This window comes from Archangium sp. (assembly GCF_057119385.1).
In genome coordinates this window covers 113,233-132,175 of record NZ_DBNGVP010000028.1, presented here as the reverse complement: position 1 = coordinate 132,175, position 18,943 = coordinate 113,233, and the positions used below count along the sequence as shown (strand labels likewise).

At 66.9% G+C, this 18,943-nt stretch carries 17 protein-coding genes; 6 read left to right on the top strand and 11 right to left on the bottom strand.

Annotated features, from left to right (window positions below):
* Nucleotides 1–32 precede the first annotated feature (32 nt).
* The 8 genes from AC16DP_RS07685 to AC16DP_RS07650 all read right to left on the bottom strand — a co-directional run bounded on the left by AC16DP_RS07685 (nt 33) and on the right by AC16DP_RS07650 (nt 9,654).
* On the bottom strand, nt 33–881 hold the full coding sequence (locus AC16DP_RS07685) for an MnmC family methyltransferase (RefSeq protein ID WP_329728626.1): 849 nt from the start codon (nt 879–881) through the stop codon (nt 33–35).
* 4 nt (nt 882–885) lie between these two features.
* Nucleotides 886–2,064 (bottom strand): tRNA guanosine(34) transglycosylase Tgt, encoded by a 1,179-nt coding sequence (tgt, locus tag AC16DP_RS07680; protein WP_329728625.1) that lies wholly within the window; start codon nt 2,062–2,064, stop codon nt 886–888.
* 126 nt (nt 2,065–2,190) lie between these two features.
* On the bottom strand, nt 2,191–3,384 hold the full coding sequence (locus AC16DP_RS07675) for an LLM class flavin-dependent oxidoreductase (protein WP_329728624.1): 1,194 nt from the start codon (nt 3,382–3,384) through the stop codon (nt 2,191–2,193).
* Nucleotides 3,385–3,468: 84 nt separating this feature from the next.
* Nucleotides 3,469–4,992 (bottom strand): vanadium-dependent haloperoxidase, encoded by a 1,524-nt coding sequence (locus AC16DP_RS07670; protein WP_329728623.1) that lies wholly within the window; start codon nt 4,990–4,992, stop codon nt 3,469–3,471.
* A gap of 117 nt (nt 4,993–5,109) precedes the next feature.
* Entirely contained in the window at nt 5,110–5,937 is an 828-nt protein-coding gene (locus tag AC16DP_RS07665) for an ion transporter (protein WP_329728622.1), read from the bottom strand.
* 45 nt (nt 5,938–5,982) lie between these two features.
* Nucleotides 5,983–6,183 (bottom strand): hypothetical protein, encoded by a 201-nt coding sequence (locus tag AC16DP_RS07660; protein ID WP_329728621.1) that lies wholly within the window; start codon nt 6,181–6,183, stop codon nt 5,983–5,985.
* A 67-nt stretch (nt 6,184–6,250) separates the two neighbouring features.
* Nucleotides 6,251–7,981, bottom strand: coding sequence for a DUF262 domain-containing protein (locus AC16DP_RS07655; RefSeq protein ID WP_483956665.1), 1,731 nt, complete (start codon nt 7,979–7,981; stop codon nt 6,251–6,253).
* A 158-nt stretch (nt 7,982–8,139) separates the two neighbouring features.
* Nucleotides 8,140–9,654, bottom strand: a complete 1,515-nt coding sequence (locus AC16DP_RS07650) for an alkaline phosphatase D family protein (RefSeq protein WP_329728619.1) — start codon at nt 9,652–9,654, stop codon at nt 8,140–8,142.
* A 149-nt stretch (nt 9,655–9,803) separates the two neighbouring features.
* On the opposite strand from AC16DP_RS07650, the gene AC16DP_RS07645 reads away from it, so the two are divergent.
* The 5 genes from AC16DP_RS07645 to AC16DP_RS07625 all read left to right on the top strand — a co-directional run bounded on the left by AC16DP_RS07645 (nt 9,804) and on the right by AC16DP_RS07625 (nt 13,855).
* Nucleotides 9,804–10,004: a hypothetical protein gene (locus AC16DP_RS07645; RefSeq protein ID WP_329728618.1), complete on the top strand. Its 201-nt coding sequence runs from the start codon at nt 9,804–9,806 to the stop codon at nt 10,002–10,004.
* Nucleotides 10,005–10,626: 622 nt separating this feature from the next.
* Nucleotides 10,627–11,094: an HNH endonuclease gene (locus tag AC16DP_RS07640; protein WP_329728617.1), complete on the top strand. Its 468-nt coding sequence runs from the start codon at nt 10,627–10,629 to the stop codon at nt 11,092–11,094.
* Between the two features lie 14 nt (nt 11,095–11,108).
* Nucleotides 11,109–11,534: a hypothetical protein gene (locus AC16DP_RS07635; RefSeq protein ID WP_329728616.1), complete on the top strand. Its 426-nt coding sequence runs from the start codon at nt 11,109–11,111 to the stop codon at nt 11,532–11,534.
* A 78-nt stretch (nt 11,535–11,612) separates the two neighbouring features.
* The gene (locus AC16DP_RS07630) at nt 11,613–12,062 is read left to right on the top strand and encodes a hypothetical protein (protein WP_329728615.1); all 450 of its coding nucleotides are present in this window, start codon (nt 11,613–11,615) and stop codon (nt 12,060–12,062) included.
* 194 nt (nt 12,063–12,256) lie between these two features.
* Nucleotides 12,257–13,855 carry an ABC-F family ATP-binding cassette domain-containing protein gene (locus tag AC16DP_RS07625; RefSeq protein ID WP_329728614.1) on the top strand — a complete coding sequence of 533 codons (1,599 nt, stop codon included), beginning with the start codon at nt 12,257–12,259 and terminating at the stop codon, nt 13,853–13,855.
* Nucleotides 13,856–13,899: 44 nt separating this feature from the next.
* On the opposite strand, the gene AC16DP_RS07620 is transcribed toward AC16DP_RS07625, so the two are convergent.
* Nucleotides 13,900–14,937, bottom strand: a complete 1,038-nt coding sequence (locus AC16DP_RS07620; protein ID WP_329728613.1) for a YihY/virulence factor BrkB family protein — start codon at nt 14,935–14,937, stop codon at nt 13,900–13,902.
* 214 nt (nt 14,938–15,151) lie between these two features.
* Here AC16DP_RS07620 and AC16DP_RS07615 point away from each other — a divergent pair, with 214 nt between their 5' ends.
* Nucleotides 15,152–17,458: a rhamnosyltransferase WsaF family glycosyltransferase gene (locus AC16DP_RS07615; protein ID WP_329728612.1), complete on the top strand. Its 2,307-nt coding sequence runs from the start codon at nt 15,152–15,154 to the stop codon at nt 17,456–17,458.
* On the opposite strand, the gene rfbC is transcribed toward AC16DP_RS07615, so the two are convergent.
* Both rfbC and rfbA read right to left on the bottom strand, forming a co-directional pair.
* Nucleotides 17,446–17,997: a dTDP-4-dehydrorhamnose 3,5-epimerase gene (gene rfbC / locus AC16DP_RS07610; protein WP_329728611.1), complete on the bottom strand. Its 552-nt coding sequence runs from the start codon at nt 17,995–17,997 to the stop codon at nt 17,446–17,448. The two genes, AC16DP_RS07615 and rfbC, sit on opposite strands and share 13 nt — an antisense overlap.
* On the bottom strand, nt 17,994–18,875 hold the full coding sequence (gene rfbA / locus AC16DP_RS07605; protein ID WP_329728610.1) for a glucose-1-phosphate thymidylyltransferase RfbA: 882 nt from the start codon (nt 18,873–18,875) through the stop codon (nt 17,994–17,996). The genes rfbC and rfbA overlap by 4 nt, the downstream gene beginning before the upstream one ends.
* Nucleotides 18,876–18,943: the final 68 nt, after the last annotated feature.

Here is an 18,943-nt window from a genome sequence, read left to right as displayed (position 1 = left end):
GGGGCACCTTCCGGTGGCTCGCCCCGAGGCGCTCAGCCCACGCGCCACTGCGGATGGGCGAGCACCCGCGCCTCGAGCTCCGGCGTGAGGGGCTCCCCATGGGGCGCGCGGGACGAGGAGCGGCGCCACCGCTCCAGCCAGCGCTCTCCCAACGGCAGAGCCAGGGACTCGCGGCGCGTGGCTCCCACCGTCGTCTCCCCCTTGGTTCCCGTGGACACGCCCGCCCCCACGTAGAAGCCCGCCAGCAGCAGCGTGACGCGCGTGGGAGTCGCCGCGCTGTACGTCAGCAGCAGCGCCCCCTCCCCGTCCTCCCGGCAGCACGCCCTCACCTGGGTCAGCACCCGGGTCGTCCACATCTCCGGGTTGGACGCCGGGGAGAACGGATCGAAGAACACCAGGTCCGCCTTCGGCAGCCCCGCGTCGATCAGCCCCTGCGCATCCCCCAGGTGCAGCCGCCAGCGCAGGCCCTCGGCCTCCCAGACGCCATCGCGCATGAGGGCCTCGGCCGCCTCGCGGAAGGGTTGCAGGAAGGGGAAGCCCGCCGCGTCCGCCAGCGCCAGCCGCAGCGGCGCCAGGTCCACCTCGAAGCTCACCAGCTCCAGGGCCCGCCGGCGCTCGGCGCCCAGCTCGCGCGCACAGGTGAGCGCCGCCACCGCGTTGGTGGCCGCTCCCAGCCCCACGTCGTGGATGACGAGCGGCTCGCCCGGGGTCCGCAGGCGCTCGGCCAGCCGCGGCTGATCCACGTAGAGGCGCAGCGCCTCCTGCCACGGGCCCACCGAGGGGTGCATCACCTCCCCGTGTCCGAGGTGCCGCACCGCCCGCGAGCCATTGCGCAACGTCACCAGCTCGAAGTCACCATCCCGAGGGTTCTGGGAGTCCACGCGCTCAGCCCACTTCCTTCAGGGTGACGGCACCGGCGCCCGCCTCGAGCTTCGCGTCCTTGAGATCCTTGGGCGTGGCGACGAGCTGCTTCAGCTCGCGGTAGGCCTGCGCGTAGGAGCCCCGGAGGATGGCATCGCGCATCTTCCAGGTGAGCTGCTGGTAGTGGTGCACGTTGTGCACGGACAGCATGCGCGAGCCGATGTGGTGCTTGCCGCTCATGAGGTGCTGCAGGTAGCCGCGGCTGAAGCGCTTGCACACGGGGCAGTCGCACGTCGGGTCCAACGGCTCGTCCGACAGCCGGAACACCTGACGGGTAATCCGCACGAGCCCCTGGAAGGTATAGGCGTAGCCCTGCTGCGCCATCTTCGTGGGGATGATGCAGTCGAACATGTCCACGCCGCGCAGCACGGCCTCGAGCAGATCCGTGGGGGTGCCCACGCCCATGAGGTAGCGAGGCTTGTCCTGGGGCAGCGACGCGGCGGCGCGGGCCGTCATGGCCTTGCGCTCCTCGTTCGTCTCGCCCACCGCGAGGCCGCCGATGGCGAAGCCGTCGAAGGGGTGCTGGGTGAGGAAGGCGGCGCTCTCGTCGCGCAGGTTCGGGTGCACGCCGCCCTGGACGATGGCGAAGAGGGCCTGGCCCGTGTCCACCTGGTTCCTGGCCGCGAGGCTGCGCAGGGCCCAGCGGTGGGTGCGCTCCATGGCCTCACGGGTGCCGGCCTCGTCCGTGCGCGAGTCGATGCACACGTCCAGCACCATCATGATCTCCGAGTTGATCGCCTGCTGCATGGCGATGCTGGACTCGGGGCTGAGGAGCTGGCGGCTGTTGTCGTGGAAGCTGCGGAAGTGCGCGCCCTTCTCGGTGATGAGCCGATCCTCGGGCAGCGAGAAGATCTGGAAGCCACCCGAGTCGGTGAGCACCGCCCCATCCCACTGCATGAAGGGGTGGATGCCGCCGAAGCGCTTGAACACGTCGATGCCCGGCTTGAGCATCAGGTGGTACGTGTTGGACAGGATGATCTTCGCGCCGGTGGCCTTCACCTCCTCCATGCCGAGGTGGCGGAAGGAGGCGTGGGTGCCCACGGGCATGAAGACGGGCGTGGGGATGGAGCCACGCCGGGTGTGCAGCACCCCGGCACGGGCCCCGGTAGGGTCGGTGGTGACGAGCTCGAAACGGACGGCCATTGGCGCCGCCTTATACCCGCGACGGGCGCGGGACATGCCCGCTATCTGCTCGGCGGCCCTCCGGCCCGGGTTTCAACCGTGTGGCCCCCCGCTTCCCGGACTCGGAGGCGGGTGCCGGACATGTCCCTAGGGCGTCTTCGGGGTGTTGAACTCCGGGATGAGCTCGCCCGTGAGGCGGAGGCTCTTCATGACCTTCTCGTGCGAGATGGGGGCCACCTGGTGGAAGGACATGAGGGCGTCGATGCCGAGCGCCTCGTAGCGCTCGAGCCGCTTGCGCACCTGGTCCTTCGTTCCGACGATCAGGGACTCCTGCTCGCTCAGCACCTCCCAGACCTCCTGGTCCGGGATGTCCTCGCCCTGCAGGATCCGGCCGATGACGCGCTGCGCCCGGGAGTGAGGTGCGTTCGGGTCCTTCTTCCGCAGGTACTGGCCGGTCAGCCCGCCCCCGGCCGGATCCTTCGCCATGGCCTCGAGCTCGGCGGCCGTCTTGATGAACGCGTCCTTCGCCTCGAAGAAGGTGAAGGAGCCGCTGGTGTACCGGGCCGCCGCCCTCGCCGCGCCGTTCTCCATCGCCTCCTGCTCGCTGTCCGCGCAGTGCACGAAGGTGAAGAAGGCGACCTGGTCGTTCACGTACTGGCCCACGGGCTTGCAGTGCTTGCGGATGGCCTCGCGGTAGATGTGGATCATCTCCGCCACCTCCTCCAGGGAGGCCCACAGCGTCACCCCGAGCGCCCCCACGCCATTGCGCCCGGCCTGCTCGAACGAGGCCGGACTGGAGCACGCCTGCCAGAGCGGCGGGTGCGGCTTGCGGTAGGGCTTCGGCACGATGTTGAGGTTCTTGATCTGGAAGTCGCGGCTCTCCCAGGAGAACGACTCCTGGGTCCACATCTTCGGGAGCATCTCGAAGGCCTCCTGCATCTGCCCCCGGGTGGAGTCGGGGTCGATGTTGAAGGTCCTCCACTCGGGGAGGGTGCTCCGGGCCAGGCCGAGCTGGAAGCGGCCCCCGCTCAGGTGATCGATGAAGGCGGCGCGCTCGGCGACGCGGATGGGGTGGTTGAAGCGCGCGGGAGCCAGCACGGACGAGTGACCGACGTGCAGCCTCTTCGTGCTCATGGCGATCGCCGTCAGCATGCACTCGGGCGCCGAGCTGTAGCTGAACTCCCCCGCCCCGTGATGCTCGACCTGCCACCACACGCCGTACCCCATCTCGTCGGCCAGCCTCGCCTGCGCCAGCGTCTCCTGGAACAGGCGGTGCTCATGGTTGGCCTCACCCCAGCGCTCCTTGGGGTGCTGCATCTCCGAGAAGACATCGAGTCTCATGTCCGTTCCTCCCACCCCAGGATTTCACACACGCCCACCGCCCGGCACACCGGACGATGGGCCTGTGCGTGCCCATCGAGTCGCTTACGGCGCCTCACCCACCTGGGCCGTCCCCTCGAAGTAGGCGCGGGTGCGGGGCCAGACGAAGTCCGCCACCCGGCGCCCCAGCTCCAGCCCCATCACGTTGTCCGCCTGGATGTGGTAGCCGCCGAGCACGCGGGAGATGCCGGCCATCTCCGCCGTCGCGCTGAAGGTGGGCAGGTGCAGCGCCACCTGGCAGTCCGCTTCCGTGTCCTTGGAGAGCTTGCCCTTGCGCTGCTGCATGACGTTGCACGGGAAGCCCGGCTCCGTGAGGGCACCCGCCGTGAGGTACTCCGTCTTGCCGAAGGTGTCGCTGCCGGTGAACAGCTCCAGCATCCGGCCGCTCGCGGCGCTCACCGCGCTGTGCCCCGACACATAGCCGGGGAACGGCGGGGTGATGAACGTGGACGGCGAGTACGGATGCCACTGCTCGGCGGCGATGCGATCGACCCCCTGCCCCGGACCGGCCCAGCCCCACAGCTCCTTGCCGGCCTCGTAGTAGCGCACCAGCGTCCACGGGCGGGAGGTGTCATAGAAGCGCTTGGCCTCCCAGGCGGCGATGAAGGCGTCCATGGCCACGTTGGACACGGCGAAGAAGAGCTTCACGTCCTGGTCCAACCCGTAGCCGTCCCGCCGCGACACGTCCTGGGCGAAGCGCAGCCAGTGGCCCGACTGGCCCGTGGAGCGCGGGCCGTCGCGCATGAACTCGACGAGCGCCTTCTCCTCGGGAGTGAGGGAGGCGTTGAAGTCGATGTTCTCCTTCACCTCGCGGCGCAGCTGCGACGAGCCCACCCGGGGCGGAGGCGGCGGGCGGAACTGGCTGCTGGACTCGATCGCGAAGGGCGTCACCCGGTACCAGTGCGGCGTGAGGAAGCCGGGCGTCACCTTGCCACCGTGCCCGTCATCGAACGTGATGGGCTGCCAGCGGTTGGGGTCGAGGATGCGGTCCGGCGGATTCACGGGCGCGTAGCCGGTGTAGTCGGAGTAGGGAGCGCCGTTGGAGCCCGGCTCGTCGCCGAACTGGTTGGAGCCGTCATGGCGCCGGTACGCGAGGACCGCGGCGGCGGCGAGGTTGCCCACCCCCTGCGGCGTGGACGGATCCGTGGACAGGTCGTCCGGGTCGAAGCCGCGCTGACGCATCTGCTCCGCGCAATAGTCCCGCCCGTCCGGGTAGACGTCCACCAGGGCGCGGTAGGCGGCGTAGGCGATGGCCTTCTCCTTGTTGGCCAGGGTGTGCTCGGCCACGGGACGGCGCAGCGAGCCGCCCAGGCGCGTGCCCACCGCGCGCGGGTCATAGGCGGCCCAGGCGTCGTACATGGCCGTCAGCGCGATGGCCAACGTGCGCGACAGCACCGTGGGGCGTGCCCCCCGGCGATCCACCTCGCGCGCCGTGAGCTCCAGGGAGATGTCCAGCCACTGGTAGGCGGCGGAGGGAGTGGACGCGGGTGCGGCGGGCACCTCGGCGCTCGCGGGGCTCCCCACGAGCAGGAGGAGGACGCCTGTGATCAGGACGCGGAGTGTATGCATGTCAGCCTTCAGGATGAGCCCTCGCGGGCGTTGTGCCCCGAGGTCCCCGGGACGCTCGCAGAGACACGCGGCGCGGGGCAACCCCATCGGGACTTGTCGCGAAAGAAGGGCGCTGGATCAGAGGCGGGTGCCGCAGAACTTGCAGTGCACCGCGTCCACGTCATGACCCTCCGCGCTACAGCCGGGACAGGCCTCGGGGTTGAGGCCTGGACGGGAGGCGGCCGCGAGTTCCACCGACACGATGCCCGTGGGGACCGCGATGATGCCGTAGCCCAGGATCATCAGCACCGACGCGATGAACTGCCCGGGCACCGTCTTGGGGGTGATGTCACCGAAGCCCACCGTGGTCATGGTGACGATGGCCCAGTACATGCCACGCGGGATGCTGTCGAATCCGTTCGCCTCGCCCTCCACCATGTACATCACCGAGCCCATGATGACGACCGTGCTCAGCACCGCCCCGAGGAAGACGGTGATCTTCGGCCGGCTCGCGCGCAGGGCGGTGAGGAGCACCTCGGCCTCCCCGAGGAAGTTCACCAGCTTGAGCACCCGGAAGACGCGCAGCAGGCGCAGCACACGGAGCACCAGCAGCGACTGCGCCCCGGGCATCATCAGGCTCACGTAGCTGGGCAGGATGGCCAGCAGGTCCACCAGCCCGAAGAAGCTGCGCGCGTAGAGCCCGGGGCGGCTCACCGAGACGAGCCGCAGCACGTACTCCAGGGTGAAGAGGACGGTGAAGACCCACTCCGCGATGCGGATGACCGGCCCGTACCTCGCACGGATGGGGCCCACGCTCTCCAGCATCACCGCGAGCACGCTGAGGAGGATGGCCCACAGCAGCGCCACGTCGAACGCCTTCCCCGCCGGGGTGTCCGACTCGAAGATGATCTCGTGGAGTCTGGCGCGGATTCCTGGAGGAGGACTCTGCTCGGAGGGGCGCGTCACGCGGCCAGTGTAGACGACGCCCTGTCCCCCGAGGGGCGCTTCGTGTCAGAGCGCCAGCAGTGTCTGTTCGATGGGCCGCTCGAGGCCCTCGGCGTAGTAGCGCACGCGCAGGTTCCCGTCGGAATCCCACCCGTCCTTCCCGCTCGAGCCCAGGTCCAGCACGGCGAAGTTCCTGCGGAAGAGCAGCCGCCCATCCGGGTTGCCCGGCAGCTCCAGCAGCCTCCCGCAGAAGAGGTCCTGGTACATGTCCACCGAGTCCGAGCCGAATGAGCTTGACCGACACAACCGGAGCAAGCCCACCACGTCGTTCCTCTCAGGGGTCGGATACGAGAGATTTCGGCCAGATCTGCTGTGCGAACTCTGCCAGTTTTTCTTGCCGTGCCTCGATTTCCGCAGCCCCCCACGTTGCTACATTCTTGAAATACTCATTCAGCTTCAAAACACTCTTCGAATAGTACTCGCTCTTCTTTTTGTTGAAATCTTTGTTACTCGCACCGCTGTTTAGCTTTTGAGCCAGCAATGTCAGGTTGCCAAGCCGGTCCACATAATCCGCATGGTGCTCCCATTTCGTAGTGGGCTGCTGGGGGTAGATATGCTCCAAATGAACTTTCTTTGCCTGAGCGACAAAAGTCTCCTCGCTGGGAGAAAGACGGGCTTCCAGCCTCCTGAGGAGGTGCTGCGCAATTGTTGCCTGCTGTTTCTTGAAAGAAACCTTTGCAAACAACGCGGAAAACTCTTGCTCATCCGGAGACAGGGCTCGCAGCCTCTCCAGCGCAGAGGCCAGCCCCTTCTTCGAAGAGATGTTGACTGCCGCTTCATATACGGCGGTCTCGAATTCAGAACGGTCCCGAGCACAAATGATGTTGTGTCGCACAATGAGAGATTCGAGCGCACGCGTCAGTACACGCACCTCGGCGTCTTGAAGCTCGCGCATCGCCGCCAGGAGAGTGGCATGTGCCGCAGTTGCCTTCGCACTCATAAAAAATCGCCACAGCTCGGCAGTCTCAAGATCCTCATGCTCTGCGCTTACGAGTTGCTCATAATTCTTTGCGTCGTCCCGAATCCGACGAGAAAAATCGAGACAAACCTCAGAGAGCGCTGTCCCTGATTTGTCCGCCTCACCCTCAAGGGTGAACTTCACCGTTCGGTATAGACTGCGGGCTTTGACATCACCATGCGTCGAAACCCATGAGCGGCGAATCAGGTCACCAGCACCGCGGCCTTGGCCTGCATCGGCTTCGGCCTTGTTCCAGAAGTCCAAAGCGTCAGCGCGTTGTTCCTCATCAACCTTGGAGAGCACCCAGCTACGCAAGAGGTCGTTAACGCTTAGACCGATGCCACGATCATTGAGGGTCTCAAAGATCGAGGCAGCACTGTCTTCATCAGTAGCTGTCACCGCAACAAGAGCCATGTTTTCCGTCAAGGCCTGTAGCAGACCTCCAATCCAACTAATGTCGTCCTCTTTCGATCGGGCTTTGATCCAGCCTTGCTCTAGTCGATCGCGAAATATTTTGTAGGCCTTTGCGATCCGATGGTGCGAACGCGGAGCCGTCTTCTTTGGAGCAACGGGCGGAGCGTCGCTGAACTCTTGGATATGCTGGCGGAAAAAATCCCTGTCGCTATCATTCATCAAAAGCTTCGGATTCTTTTTGCCCTTGAAGTAATCCTCACGCAGCAAATACTGGTTCTGAACTTGATCAGCAGCAGCACGATTTGCATTGCGGATGACATCACGCATCGCCGCGAGAAGTATGGTAGCTGTCGACAACCTCTGCTGGCCATCCAGGATTAGATACTCACTCCCAGTGTTGACCAACACTGCCGCACCAAGAAAATAGAACTTTTTCTGAATGGCTTCTCCGGGATGGCGCCCTCGAAAGGCAACCAAGTCGTCCCAGAAGCTCTTCACCTGCTCATCCTCCCAACTATAATGCCGCTGATAAGGGGGCACCCGCAGAACCTGCGGTTCTGCGAAGCTGAGAATTGTACCGAGAGTTTTTCTCGTGGGCTCGAATGACTCTGGAATTATTTGAGGCGTATTCATCGAAAAGTCCTGTGTCGGATTGGCAAGTCGAAACAGCATCTACTTTTGCTCGAACTAGCCGTTTATGGTGATCCTTGAGATTTAGGTTTCGAAGCGACACTGTTGGATGTCACGCACCATACTTCAGATGGTCGGGCCTTAGGGTGGTTTACAGGCGCCTAGAGCGCCAGCAGCGTCTGTTCGATGGGGCGCTCCAGGCCCTCGGCGTAGTAGCGCACGCGCAGGTTCCCGTCGGAATCCCACCCGTCCTTCCCAGTCGATCCCAGGTCCAGCACGGCGAAGTTCCGCCGGAAGAGCAGCCGCCCATCCGGGTTGCCCGGCAGCTCCAGCAGCCTCCCGCAGAAGAGGTCCTGGTACATGTCCACCGCGTCCGAGCCGATGCCGAACTCCACCACCTTGCGGAGGAGGCCGGTGGGCGGCTCGGAGCCGATGCCACTGGAGACCACCTGGGTGATCTCCGGCTGATCGGAGTCATTGCGCTTGTGGGAGGGCATCTGGGAGCGCAGGCGGGCCGTCGTGCCCACGTGCACGTCTCCGCCCACCAACGTCACCTCGGTGCCGGGCGCGCGCTTGCGGAAGTCGAAGAGCCGGTTGAGCAGCTTGCGCAGCTCCTCGGCGTTGTTGGGCTCCATCCACGAGTCCCGCACGTCCCCGAGGAACGAGGTGAGCCCGAGCTTCTCCAGGATCTTGCTGGCCGCGGCCACCTTCGCATGCAGCGGGGGCACGCCCGTGACGACGAAGAGCCGCTTGAGCCCCGCGTTCAGCTGGGCCTCCAGCCACGCATCGGTCTCGGCCCACTGCTTGCGGCCGATGATCGTCTGCTCCCGCCAGTTGCGGTGCGAGCGCCCATCGAGCACCAGCACGCCGAGGCCATTGCTCACCCACCCGAAGCCGAACGAGTCGCTGAAGCCCGGAGGGTTCAGGCGCTGCTGGAACTCCGAGAAGGCCATCCGCGCGGCCTCGAAGAAGGCGCGGTCCGCGGGAGACACCTCGTCGTGGGAGCCCCATCCGTCGAAGATGTCGTGGTCGTCCCACATCATCATCGAGGGCACCGAGCCGAGCACCGCGGCGATCTCCGGCCGCTGCCACGTCTCGCAATACACGGCGCGGAAGGACTCGCGCAGCCGCTGCATCAGCTCCTCGTTCTGGGGCGTCAGGCAGTCATCGTGGCCGGCGCGCTGCCACGCCTCGCGGATGTGGTCCGCGTAGATTTGATCTCCCAGGTGGATGAGCAGGTCCACCTCCCCCGCCGCGACCACCTCGCCGAGCCGCTTCCACATGGCATGGCGCCGGGAGGGCTCGGTCACCGTGTGGCAGCCATTGCAGCTCACCAGGCCGATGCGCAGCGGCTGGCCGGGCGGAGGCAGCAGCCGGAAGCGGGAGAGGCCGCTCGCGCACGAGAGCTCCTGGAGCGAGGGAAGCCCCTCCTCCGAGGACGAGACGGCCACCGCGTACTCGACCGTGGAGGACACGGCGAGCCCCTCCAGCTCGAACGAGCCGTGGAGGAAGGAGGAGCCCTCGGGCCGGCACAGGCGCAGGGTGCGCTCCTGGAGGGCGCCCTCCCCCGAGCGGAACGCGAGCCGGGCATGGGAGAGGCCATTCTTCGCGGTGATGGCGATGCGGGCGGTGGTGCTGGTGCAGCAACCCACGGTGGTGATCAGCGGCCTCGACATGCCCCCATCATTCCACGGCCCGGGCCGCAGCACACAGTAAGCACCGGGCAGCCAGCCGGGCGTGTTCCGAGCCACGGAGCCGCACCCATCCAAACGCGGGCCGGGCGCGTAACCCCTCTGAACGAAACGCAGTCAGGAGGGATACGGACATGAGGACGATGAACAAGAACCAGGCGTCCCGGCGCGGTGCGGAGGTGCTCTCGCGGCTCCCCGAGCTCACCGAGGGCGAGGCGCGGGCGGTGACTGGCGGAACCGCGAACATCTATTACGACGTCTCGACGGGGACCTACATCCTGCGCCCGGCGGGCACCGTCTACGTCGGCCCCGGGGTCCTCGTCGGCCACACCTGAGCAAGAGCGCACGGAACCTGACTGTCAGACCTTCCCTGTAATCCAGGAGTGAAGTCCCGAGCTCCTATCGCTTCCAGGGAAGAGGTCCGACATGCCTCCGCGTTCCGGCACCTGGCCGCTCCAGTCCTCCCGGGGCCCGCGCCCCTGTCTTCATCGCGCGGGGACATGGGCTCTGGTGCTGGCAGCGTGGGTACTCTCCGTCGGGTGTGCCTCGCGGAGGCCCCTGCGGCCACCTGTGGGGGGCCTGCTCGCCCACTCCAGGTACCGCCCGCTCACGCCCTCGTTCCTGGATGAAACGAGCGCCAGGGACGAAGCGTGGCACGCCGGAGAGGCGCGGGAGGGGGAACGGGCACCGGCGGGCCCCTCCACCGGTTTCGCGCCCATGAGGCAGGGGACCCTGCGGCTCATGGCCCATCCGTCCGGCCATGCGGATGTCCCCGCACCGAAGCCCGTGTTCCGGCCGGGCCCTCCACCACCGGGCCTGGATGCGCCGGGCGAGCCCTCGTCTCCGCCCCGCATCGCGCCGAGCCCCCAGCCGCGGCCTCCCATCCCATCACCGACGCCGAGCCCCACGGCCGTGCAGTCACCGCCAGACAGGGCGCCCCAGCCCATCGCACTCCCCATGCCCTTCTGGGTCCGGGTCGCCGCGCTCGTCCTCCTCCCGGGCACGGCCCACGCGCCCGGCCAGGTCTCGGAATGCGAGAAGGCCCGCTCGCACAAGAACGAGCACATGGCGGGCCAGAAACATCCGGTGACGGGGGTTCTCTACAACAGCGGTGGCTACCCGGTCTTCGAACCCATCGTGGAGATCATCATCCCCGAGGAACTCCGCGGCCCCGAGGTGAGCGACACCCGCCAGTTCACGGAGGCTTCACGCCAACTCCGGGAAACACTGGAGCAAAAACCAGTGATGAAAGCCATTTTTACCCCAGAGCAACTCGAGGCCATCAACAAGGGCTGGCCGCGCATTCCGGGGCTGACCTGGCATCACCATGAAGACGGATTGACGCTCCAACTGGTTGATCGTGACACGCATGCTCGTACGGGCCATTCTGGAGGCCGGGAGAATTCCGGTGGACGTCCCCGGTAAAGAGAGGAAGAAACGTGCGTTGCACCATCTACAGCCCGGTCATTGATCATCAGGCTGTCCATTCCGTGCGGGATGTGCTTCCCGGGTGGTTGCTGCACTGGGAGGGCGAACCCGAGCAATGGAGTTCCGCGATCTTCAAGAGTGCCCAGGGAACGCTCACGTTCAACTCCTTGGTGTTCACGGGACCGATGGATCAGTTCGGCAAGATCATCCTCGGTAGCTACAGTTATTTTGGACGCCGCGAGGATCTTCCCAAACCCGTCAGGGAGGAGTTGCAGGACTTCGTGGCACATACCAAGTGGCTGGTCGGCGTCGTGGGAACCTCGGAGGTCCTCTCCGAAGACGTCTTCCTGAAGGCCGCGCTGGAGCTGGCGCGCCGCCTGAACGGAAGGGTCTTCGTCAACGGCATGGACCTCATCTCCCCCGAGCCACGAGTCTAGGCTCGAACTGGGACGGTCCCCTGTCACCTGGTAGACGGGGACATCCGGTGAGCGTCCCAGGTAAGAGAGGAAGGCAGCGTGCGGTGCACCATCTACAGCCCGGTCGTTGATCACCAAGCCATCGAGGCTGTGCGGGATGTGCTTCCCGGGTGGTTGTTGCACTGGGAGGGTGAACCCGAGCGATGGAACTCCGCCAGTTTCAAGAGCGCCCAGGGAACGCTCACGTTCAATTCCCTGGAGTACACCGGACCGCTGGATCCGTTCAGCAGGATCATCCTGGGTACCAGCGGTCACTTCTGGCGACGTGAGGACCTCCCTGAACCCGCCAAGACCGAATTGCTTCGCTTCGTGGGTGGAACCAAGTGGCTGGTCGGCGTCGTGGGAACCTCTGAAGTCTTCTCCGAGGACGTCTTCCTGAAGGCCGCGCTGGAACTGGCGCGCCGTCTGAATGGACGGGTCTTCAACGGCATGGACCTCATCTCCCCGGAACCCCCGGGCCAGGCGGCCACCGTGCCCCCTCGCCCCTAGTCCACCAGCCGGGCAGCCAGGGGCCTGGGGGTTATCCCACATTGCCGCCTGCCCCTGGCGCCTCGCCGGTGCCTTCCGGGGGCATAGAAAGCCCAGCGAGTGGGGTTACAAGGGGTCTTCACCGCCGGTCCCGGCGAATTCAACGTGTCGCGCGCCTTTCGGCCGCCTACCCCTTCCGCTAGAAAGCGCCCCCCATGTTCACCATCGTCAACGTCTCCAAGGCCTACGGGCCCAAGAAGCTCTTCGAGGAGGTCAACGTCGCCTTCTCGCCCGGCCGCCGCTACGGCCTCACCGGCCCCAACGGGGCGGGCAAGTCCACGTTCATGAAGATCCTCGCCGGAGACGAGGAAGCCGACATGGGGACCATCTCCCGGCCCAAGAAGCTGGGAATCCTCCGCCAGGACCACTTCCGCTACGAGGACAACCGCGTCCTCGACGTCGTCCTCATGGGCAACAAGGCCCTCTGGGACGCCATGAAGGAGAAGGACACCATCCTCGCCAGGTCCGACATCTCCGACGACGATGGCAACCGCCTCGGCGATCTCGAGATGGTCATCGCCGAGGAGGACGGCTACAGCGCCGAGTCCGAGGCCGCCTCGCTCCTCGAGGGTCTCGGCATCCCCGCGGCCTCCCACGAGGGCCCCATGAAGCAGCTCACCGGCGGCCTCAAGCTGCGCGTGCTGCTCGCCCAGGCCCTCTTCGGCAAGCCCCAGGGCCTGCTGCTCGACGAGCCCACCAACAACCTGGACATCGACTCCATCCGCTGGCTGGAGACGTTCCTCATGGCCTTCGAGGGCGTGCTCATCACCATCAGCCACGACCGGCACTTCCTCAACTCCATCTGCACGCACATCGCGGACATCGATTACGAGACCATCATCCAGTACAACGGTGGCTACGACGACATGGTGCGCCAGAAGGCCCAGTTGCGCAGCCGCGTCGAGTCCGAGGTCTCCGAGAAGAAGAAGAAGATCGCCCAGCTGCAGGACTTCGTCGCCCGCTTCCACGCCGGTACGCGCGCCTCCCAGGTGCAGAGCCGCATCAAGCAGATCGACAAGCTGAAGACGGATGATCTCAAGCGCTCGAACATCGCGCGGCCCTTCATCCGCTTCGATGTGAAGCAGGCCAGCGGCAAGCAGACGCTGCAGTTCGACGGGCTCACCAAGAGCTACGACGGCCAGACGGTCATCAAGCCCTTCAGCGGCCTCATCTGCAAGGGCGAGAAGATCTGCGTCATCGGCCGCAACGGCGTGGGCAAGTCCACCCTGGTGAAGATGCTCGCCGGGCAGATCGAGGCGGACGCGGGGAAGCTCACCTGGGGCCACCAGGCCGCCATGGGCTACCTGCCGCAGGACCACCACGGCACCATCCGCAAGGGCACCACCGCCTTCGAGTGGCTGCGCGACATCAACACCAAGCTCACCAACGAGGAGATCTCCGGGGTGCTCGGCCGCATGCTCTTCTCCGGCGAGGAGCGCATGAAGCCCACCGACACCCTGTCCGGTGGTGAGACGGTGCGCCTGCTGCTCTGCAAGCTGATGCTCAACATGGACAACATGTTGATCTTCGACGAGCCCACCAACCACCTGGACCTGGAGTCCATCAGCGCGCTCGCCGAGGGTCTGCAGAAGTACGAGGGCACGGCCATCATCGTGACGCACGACCAGGAGCTCATCTCCGAGGTGGCCACCCGCATCTGGAGCCTGGAGGAGGGCAAGCCGGTCAGCGACTTCAACGGCACCTTCGCCGAGTTCCTCGAGAAGAACCCGTACCACGCCGCCCAGCGTCGCTAGCCAGGCGGCGGGCCGAGGCGCTCGCGGCGCGTCCGCGAGGGCCGTTACCGGTTGCCGCGGCGCAAGAGGAACAACCCCAGCCCGAAGCCCGTGGCCCAGGTGGTCGCCGCCCCCAGCGGCGTCATCCGGGCCGGCGCGGGCCGCGGCGGAGGCGAGGGACGCAGGCGCTCCTCCAGCTCCTTCTGCTCCTGCTCCCGCTTCTCTCCCTTGGTCATGCGGGGGCCGCCCTGGCCCGGCCGCTTCTGGCCCGGAGACTTGCCCTCGGGCGACTTGTGCTCGAGCACGGCGTTGATCTCCGCGCCCAGCAGGATGACCTGCGAGGAGATCCACATCCACAGCAGCATGACGATGACACCGCCGAGCGCGCCGTAGTTCGCGTCGTAGCTGCCGAAGTTGCGCACGTACAGCGAGAAGCCCCAGGACGCGATCAACCAGACGACGACGCCCAGCACCGAGCCGGGCGTGATGAACTTGAAGGACTGCTTCACGTCCGGCAGCAGGTAGTAGACGAGCGCCAGGATGAACATCATGAGCAGGCCGGCGAAGGGCAGGCGCAGCCACATGACGAGGGTGCCGAGCGGCTCCCCGAGGAACTTCGCCACGGCCGGCGTGGCCACCATGGCCAACGAGGCGAGGATGGAGAGCACCGCGCCGCCCAGCGTCATCAGGATGGCGATGCCCCGCACCTTCCAGAAGGGCCGCGATTCCTCCACGTCATAGACGGTGTTGAGCGCGTCCATCATCGCCACCACGCCGCCCGAGGCCGCCCACACCGCGCCCAACGCACCCACCGTCAGCAGGCCCACGTTGTTGCCCGCCGCCAGGTCGTGCAGGCGCTGGCCCACGATCTGCGTCACCGCCTCCGGTGCCACCCGGCCCAGCTCCTGGATGAGCACCTCGGCCTGGGCGGGATCGATGACGAGGCTCGCGAGCGCCACGAGGAACAGCAGGAACGGGAACAGCGCCAGCACGGCGAAGAACGTGACCGAGCCGGCCACGTTGCTGATCTTGTCGTTCTTGTATTCGTTCTTCACCTCGGTGAAGAACTCCTTCCAACTCATTCCCTTGCCCGGGAGCACCATCGCGCCTCCTCCTAGGTGACAGTCCAAGGATGCGCATTCCGCTCCCCTGCCCCACCCGGTCTCCCGGCCACTTGAGGCCGTCTGCCCGCCTCCTCCCGGAGCACCCGGGGGATGAGGTATAGAGCCCGCCCATGAGCAAGCATCCTCGGCCACGGGTGAAGGGAGCGAGCGCCCGCCTGCCCGTCCGCGCCCTGGATGCTGGAGCAGCCAATCCATGAAGCAAGACATCCCGTTGGTGACGGTCATCATCCCCGTGAAGAACGGGGGCGGGCTGCTGCGCGAGTGCCTCGCCGCGGTCTTCTCCCAGCAGACGGACTTCCCCTATGAGGTCCTCTGCGTGGACAGCGGCTCCCGGGACGGCTCCCTGGACATCATCCGCTCGTTCCCCGCGCGGCTGCTGTGCATCGAGCCCGCGGACTTCGGCCACGGCCGCACCCGCAACCTGGCCATCCAGAACAGCCCCACCCCCTTCGTGGCGCTCCTCACGCAGGATGCCGTGCCGGATGACACCGCGTGGCTGCGGGAGCTGATCGCCCCCCTGCGCGAAAACGAGGAGGTGGCCGGCGTCTTCGGGCGCCACAAGCCGCACCCCGGCTGCATCCCCTCCGAGTCCTTCATGCTGGAGCGGCACTTCGCCCGGTTCGGCGCGGACACCACCCTCTTCCGCATCCGCCCGGGCCCCGAGGGCTGGGCGCACTACGAGGCCCACAAGGGCCACTACCGCTTCTTCTCCGACAACAACGCCGCCCTCCGCCGCTCGGTCTGGGCCCGCATCCCCTACCGGGACGTGGAGTTCATGGAGGATCAGCTCTGGGGCGCGGACATCCTCGAGGCGGGCTACATCAAGGCCTACGCGCCCCGGGCCGTGGTGCGGCACAGCCACAACTACTCGCCGCTGACCCAGGCCCGCCGCGCCTTCGACGAGGCGCGCTTCCACCGCGAGTACTTCGACCCACCGCACCTGCCCGGCATCCGCGCGCTGATGCGCGACAAGCTCCGTCAGTCCGTCCAGGACGTGCGCCGGGCCCACTTCTCCCAGGCGGTGCTCACGCTCGGCCGCGACGTGGGCCAGGGGCTGGGCTGGTTCCTCGGGGACCGGTACGAGCTGCTGCCGGAGGGGCTCGTGCGCCGCATCTCCCAGCATCATGAGCTCAAGGGGGACGCCGGACAGCGGCATGGCCGCTCCTCGCTGCTGGAGGACGTGAAGCAGACCTGCGCGCAAGCGATGGACGAGCACGGCAAGCTCGGGACGGCGTTCCAGCTCGTCCGCAAGACGGTGGCCGGCTACCGGCAATACAAGCACCAGGGCATCAGCTCGACGCTCCTCGACATCCGGCGCGCCCTGCGGTCCACCCACGCGCCCGAACGGGGGTGGTGGGAGGCCAGCCACTACCGCTTCATCGAGCCTCCCCGCCCGAGCGCTCCGCCCCCGGTGGCCGGGCGGCGGCAGGTGGATCCCGAGCACCTGGTCATCAACTGGGTGGTGCCGGGCTTCGGCCGGGGCGGCGGCGGGCACATGACCATCTTCCGCACCATCCAATGGCTGGAGCGGATGGGCCATCGGTGCCGGGTGTACCTGGTGGACAGCGGCAACATGGCGCGTCAGCCGATGCGGCTGCAGGCGCAGGTGCACGAGTGGTACACGCCCATCGCCGCACCGGTGTGCCACCTCGAGGGGGAGATGGAGCCGGCGGACATCGTGATGGCCACGGCGTGGCAGACGGCCTACGTGGTGCGGGCCAGCACCTGCGCTCCGGTGAAGGCGTACTTCATCCAGGACTACGAGCCGGCCTTCTTCCCCATGGGCGCCGAGTGGCAGCTCGCGGAGGACACCTACCGCTTCGGCTTCTACGGGCTGACGGCGGGCACCTGGCTCGAGCGGCGGATGCGCGAGAAGTACGGCATGGTCACCCGGAGCTTCCCGCTGGCGGTGGACCACGCCATCTACTACCCGGAGCCGGTCCGCGAGGGAGGGGCGCGCCGCGTCTTCGCGTACATGCGGCCGCACACCACGCGCCGGGGCTTCCAGATCGTCGCGCTCGCCCTGAAGAAGGTGAAGGAGCGCTTCCCGGACGTGGAGCTCCACATCGCCGGGGCGGGAGTGGAGCCCTCGGACCTGCCCGTCCCCTTCGTGGGGCATGGCGTGCTGGACTTCGCGCAGCTGCGGCGGCTGTTCTCCAGCTGCGACGTGGGCGTGTGCCTGTCCTTCACCAACTACAGCCTGCTGCCGCAGGAGATGGCGGCGTGTGGCTGCCCGGTGGTGGAGGTGGACGTGGAGAGCACCCGCGCCGCCTACCCGGAGGGAGCCGTGGTGCTGGCCCCTCCCAACGTGACGAGCATCGCCGACGCGGTGTGCCGGCTGCTCGAGGACGAGCCGTACCGGCAGCGGCAGATCGCCGCCGGCTTCGTCTACGTGCGCGAGCTGTCCTGGGACAAGGCCATCCTCCACACGGCCGAGGCGTTGAAGGCGTTCGCCCTTCACGCCACCGGCCGCGAGGAGGGCGGCGCTCAGCCCGCGTAGACGGGCAGCACCGGCGCGTCCTTCAGACGGGGCGCGGCCGCGTCCTTGGGCGACAGCAGCGGCGACGTCACCGGCCAGGGGATGCCCAGGTCCGGGTCATTCCAGGCGATGCCGCGCTCGGTGGTGGGCGAGTAGAAGTCCGTGCACTTGTAGTGGAAGTCCGCGCTCTCGGAGAGGACGCAGAAGCCGTGCGCGAAGCCCGCCGGCACCCACAGCTGGCGCCGGTTGTCCGCGCTCAGCTCCACGCCCACGAACTTCCCGAAGGTGGGCGAGCCGCGGCGGATGTCCACCGCCACGTCGTAGACGGCACCGGCCACCACCTGCACCAGCTTGCCCTGGGCATTGGGCTCCTGGAAGTGCAGGCCGCGGAGGATGCCCTTCGCCGAGCGCGAGAAGTTGTCCTGCACGAAGGGCCCGTGGATGCCGAGCTCCTCGTAGCGCTTCGCATGGAACATCTCCATGAAGAAGCCGCGATCGTCGCCGAAGCGCTTGGGCTCGAGGATGAGGACGCCGGGCAGCTCCGTCTTCACGACGTTCACGTGCGGGCTCCCTTGTTCTCGATGAGATCCAGCAGGTAGCGCCCGTACTCGTTCTTGCGCATGGGGTGGGCCTGCTCGGCCACCTGGGCCGCGGTGATGTAGCCCATGCGGTAGGCGATCTCCTCGGGGCACGCCACCTTGAGGCCCTGGCGGTGCTCGATGATCTGGATGAAGTTGGAGGCCTCCATCAGCGACTCGTGGGTGCCGGTGTCCAGCCACGCGTAGCCGCGGCCCATCAGCTCCACCTGCAGCTGCTGCTGGCGCAGGTAGGCGATGTTGACGTCGGTGATCTCCAGCTCGCCGCGCGCGGAGGGCTTGAGGTTCTTCGCGATGTCCAGCACCTGGTTGTCGTAGAAGTACAGGCCCGTCACCGCGTAGTGGGACTTGGGCTGGGCCGGCTTCTCCTCGAGGCTCAGCGCGCGGTTGTTCGCGTCCAGCTCCACCACGCCGTAGCGCTCGGGATCCTTCACGTAGTAGCCGAACACGGTGGCGCCCGACTCACGCGCCGCCGCGCGCTGCACCAGCTCGCTCAGGCCGTGGCCGTAGAAGATGTTGTCGCCGAGGATGAGCGACACCTTGTCCTTGCCCACGAACTCGCGGCCGATGATGAAGGCCTGGGCGAGCCCGTCCGGGCTGGGCTGCACCGCGTACTGGAAGTTCACGCCCCACTGCTTGCCGCTGCCGAGCAGCTCCTCGAAGCGCGGCAGATCCGTGGGCGTGGAGATGATCAGGATGTCCCGGATGCCCGCCAGCATCAGCGTGGTGACCGGGTAGTAGATCATCGGCTTGTCATACACGGGCAGCAGCTGCTTGCTGACCACGCGCGTGAGCGGATACAGACGGGTGCCGGAGCCCCCGGCGAGAACGATTCCCTTCATGACTTTCCTCGGAAGGTCTGCCGGGTGGAGCGCGCTCCGGCCCTCAGACGCACTCTGTTTGCAGACCT

Excerpts from the sequence above, each read along its gene's own strand:
- tgt (WP_329728625.1), bottom strand. The coding sequence starts at position 2,064 with ATGGCCGTCCGTTTCGAGCTCGTCACCACCGACCCTACCGGGGCCCGT.
- AC16DP_RS07675 (WP_329728624.1), bottom strand. The coding sequence starts at position 3,384 with ATGAGACTCGATGTCTTCTCGGAGATGCAGCACCCCAAGGAGCGCTGG.
- AC16DP_RS07670 (WP_329728623.1), bottom strand. The coding sequence starts at position 4,992 with ATGCATACACTCCGCGTCCTGATCACAGGCGTCCTCCTCCTGCTCGTG.
- AC16DP_RS07660 (WP_329728621.1), bottom strand. The coding sequence starts at position 6,183 with ATGTACCAGGACCTCTTCTGCGGGAGGCTGCTGGAGCTGCCGGGCAAC.
- AC16DP_RS07655 (WP_483956665.1), bottom strand. The coding sequence starts at position 7,981 with ATGAATACGCCTCAAATAATTCCAGAGTCATTCGAGCCCACGAGAAAA.
- AC16DP_RS07650 (WP_329728619.1), bottom strand. The coding sequence starts at position 9,654 with ATGTCGAGGCCGCTGATCACCACCGTGGGTTGCTGCACCAGCACCACC.
- AC16DP_RS07645 (WP_329728618.1), top strand. The coding sequence starts at position 9,804 with ATGAGGACGATGAACAAGAACCAGGCGTCCCGGCGCGGTGCGGAGGTG.
- AC16DP_RS07640 (WP_329728617.1), top strand. The coding sequence starts at position 10,627 with ATGCCCTTCTGGGTCCGGGTCGCCGCGCTCGTCCTCCTCCCGGGCACG.
- AC16DP_RS07625 (WP_329728614.1), top strand. The coding sequence starts at position 12,257 with ATGTTCACCATCGTCAACGTCTCCAAGGCCTACGGGCCCAAGAAGCTC.
- AC16DP_RS07620 (WP_329728613.1), bottom strand. The coding sequence starts at position 14,937 with ATGGTGCTCCCGGGCAAGGGAATGAGTTGGAAGGAGTTCTTCACCGAG.
- AC16DP_RS07615 (WP_329728612.1), top strand. The coding sequence starts at position 15,152 with ATGAAGCAAGACATCCCGTTGGTGACGGTCATCATCCCCGTGAAGAAC.
- rfbA (WP_329728610.1), bottom strand. The coding sequence starts at position 18,875 with ATGAAGGGAATCGTTCTCGCCGGGGGCTCCGGCACCCGTCTGTATCCG.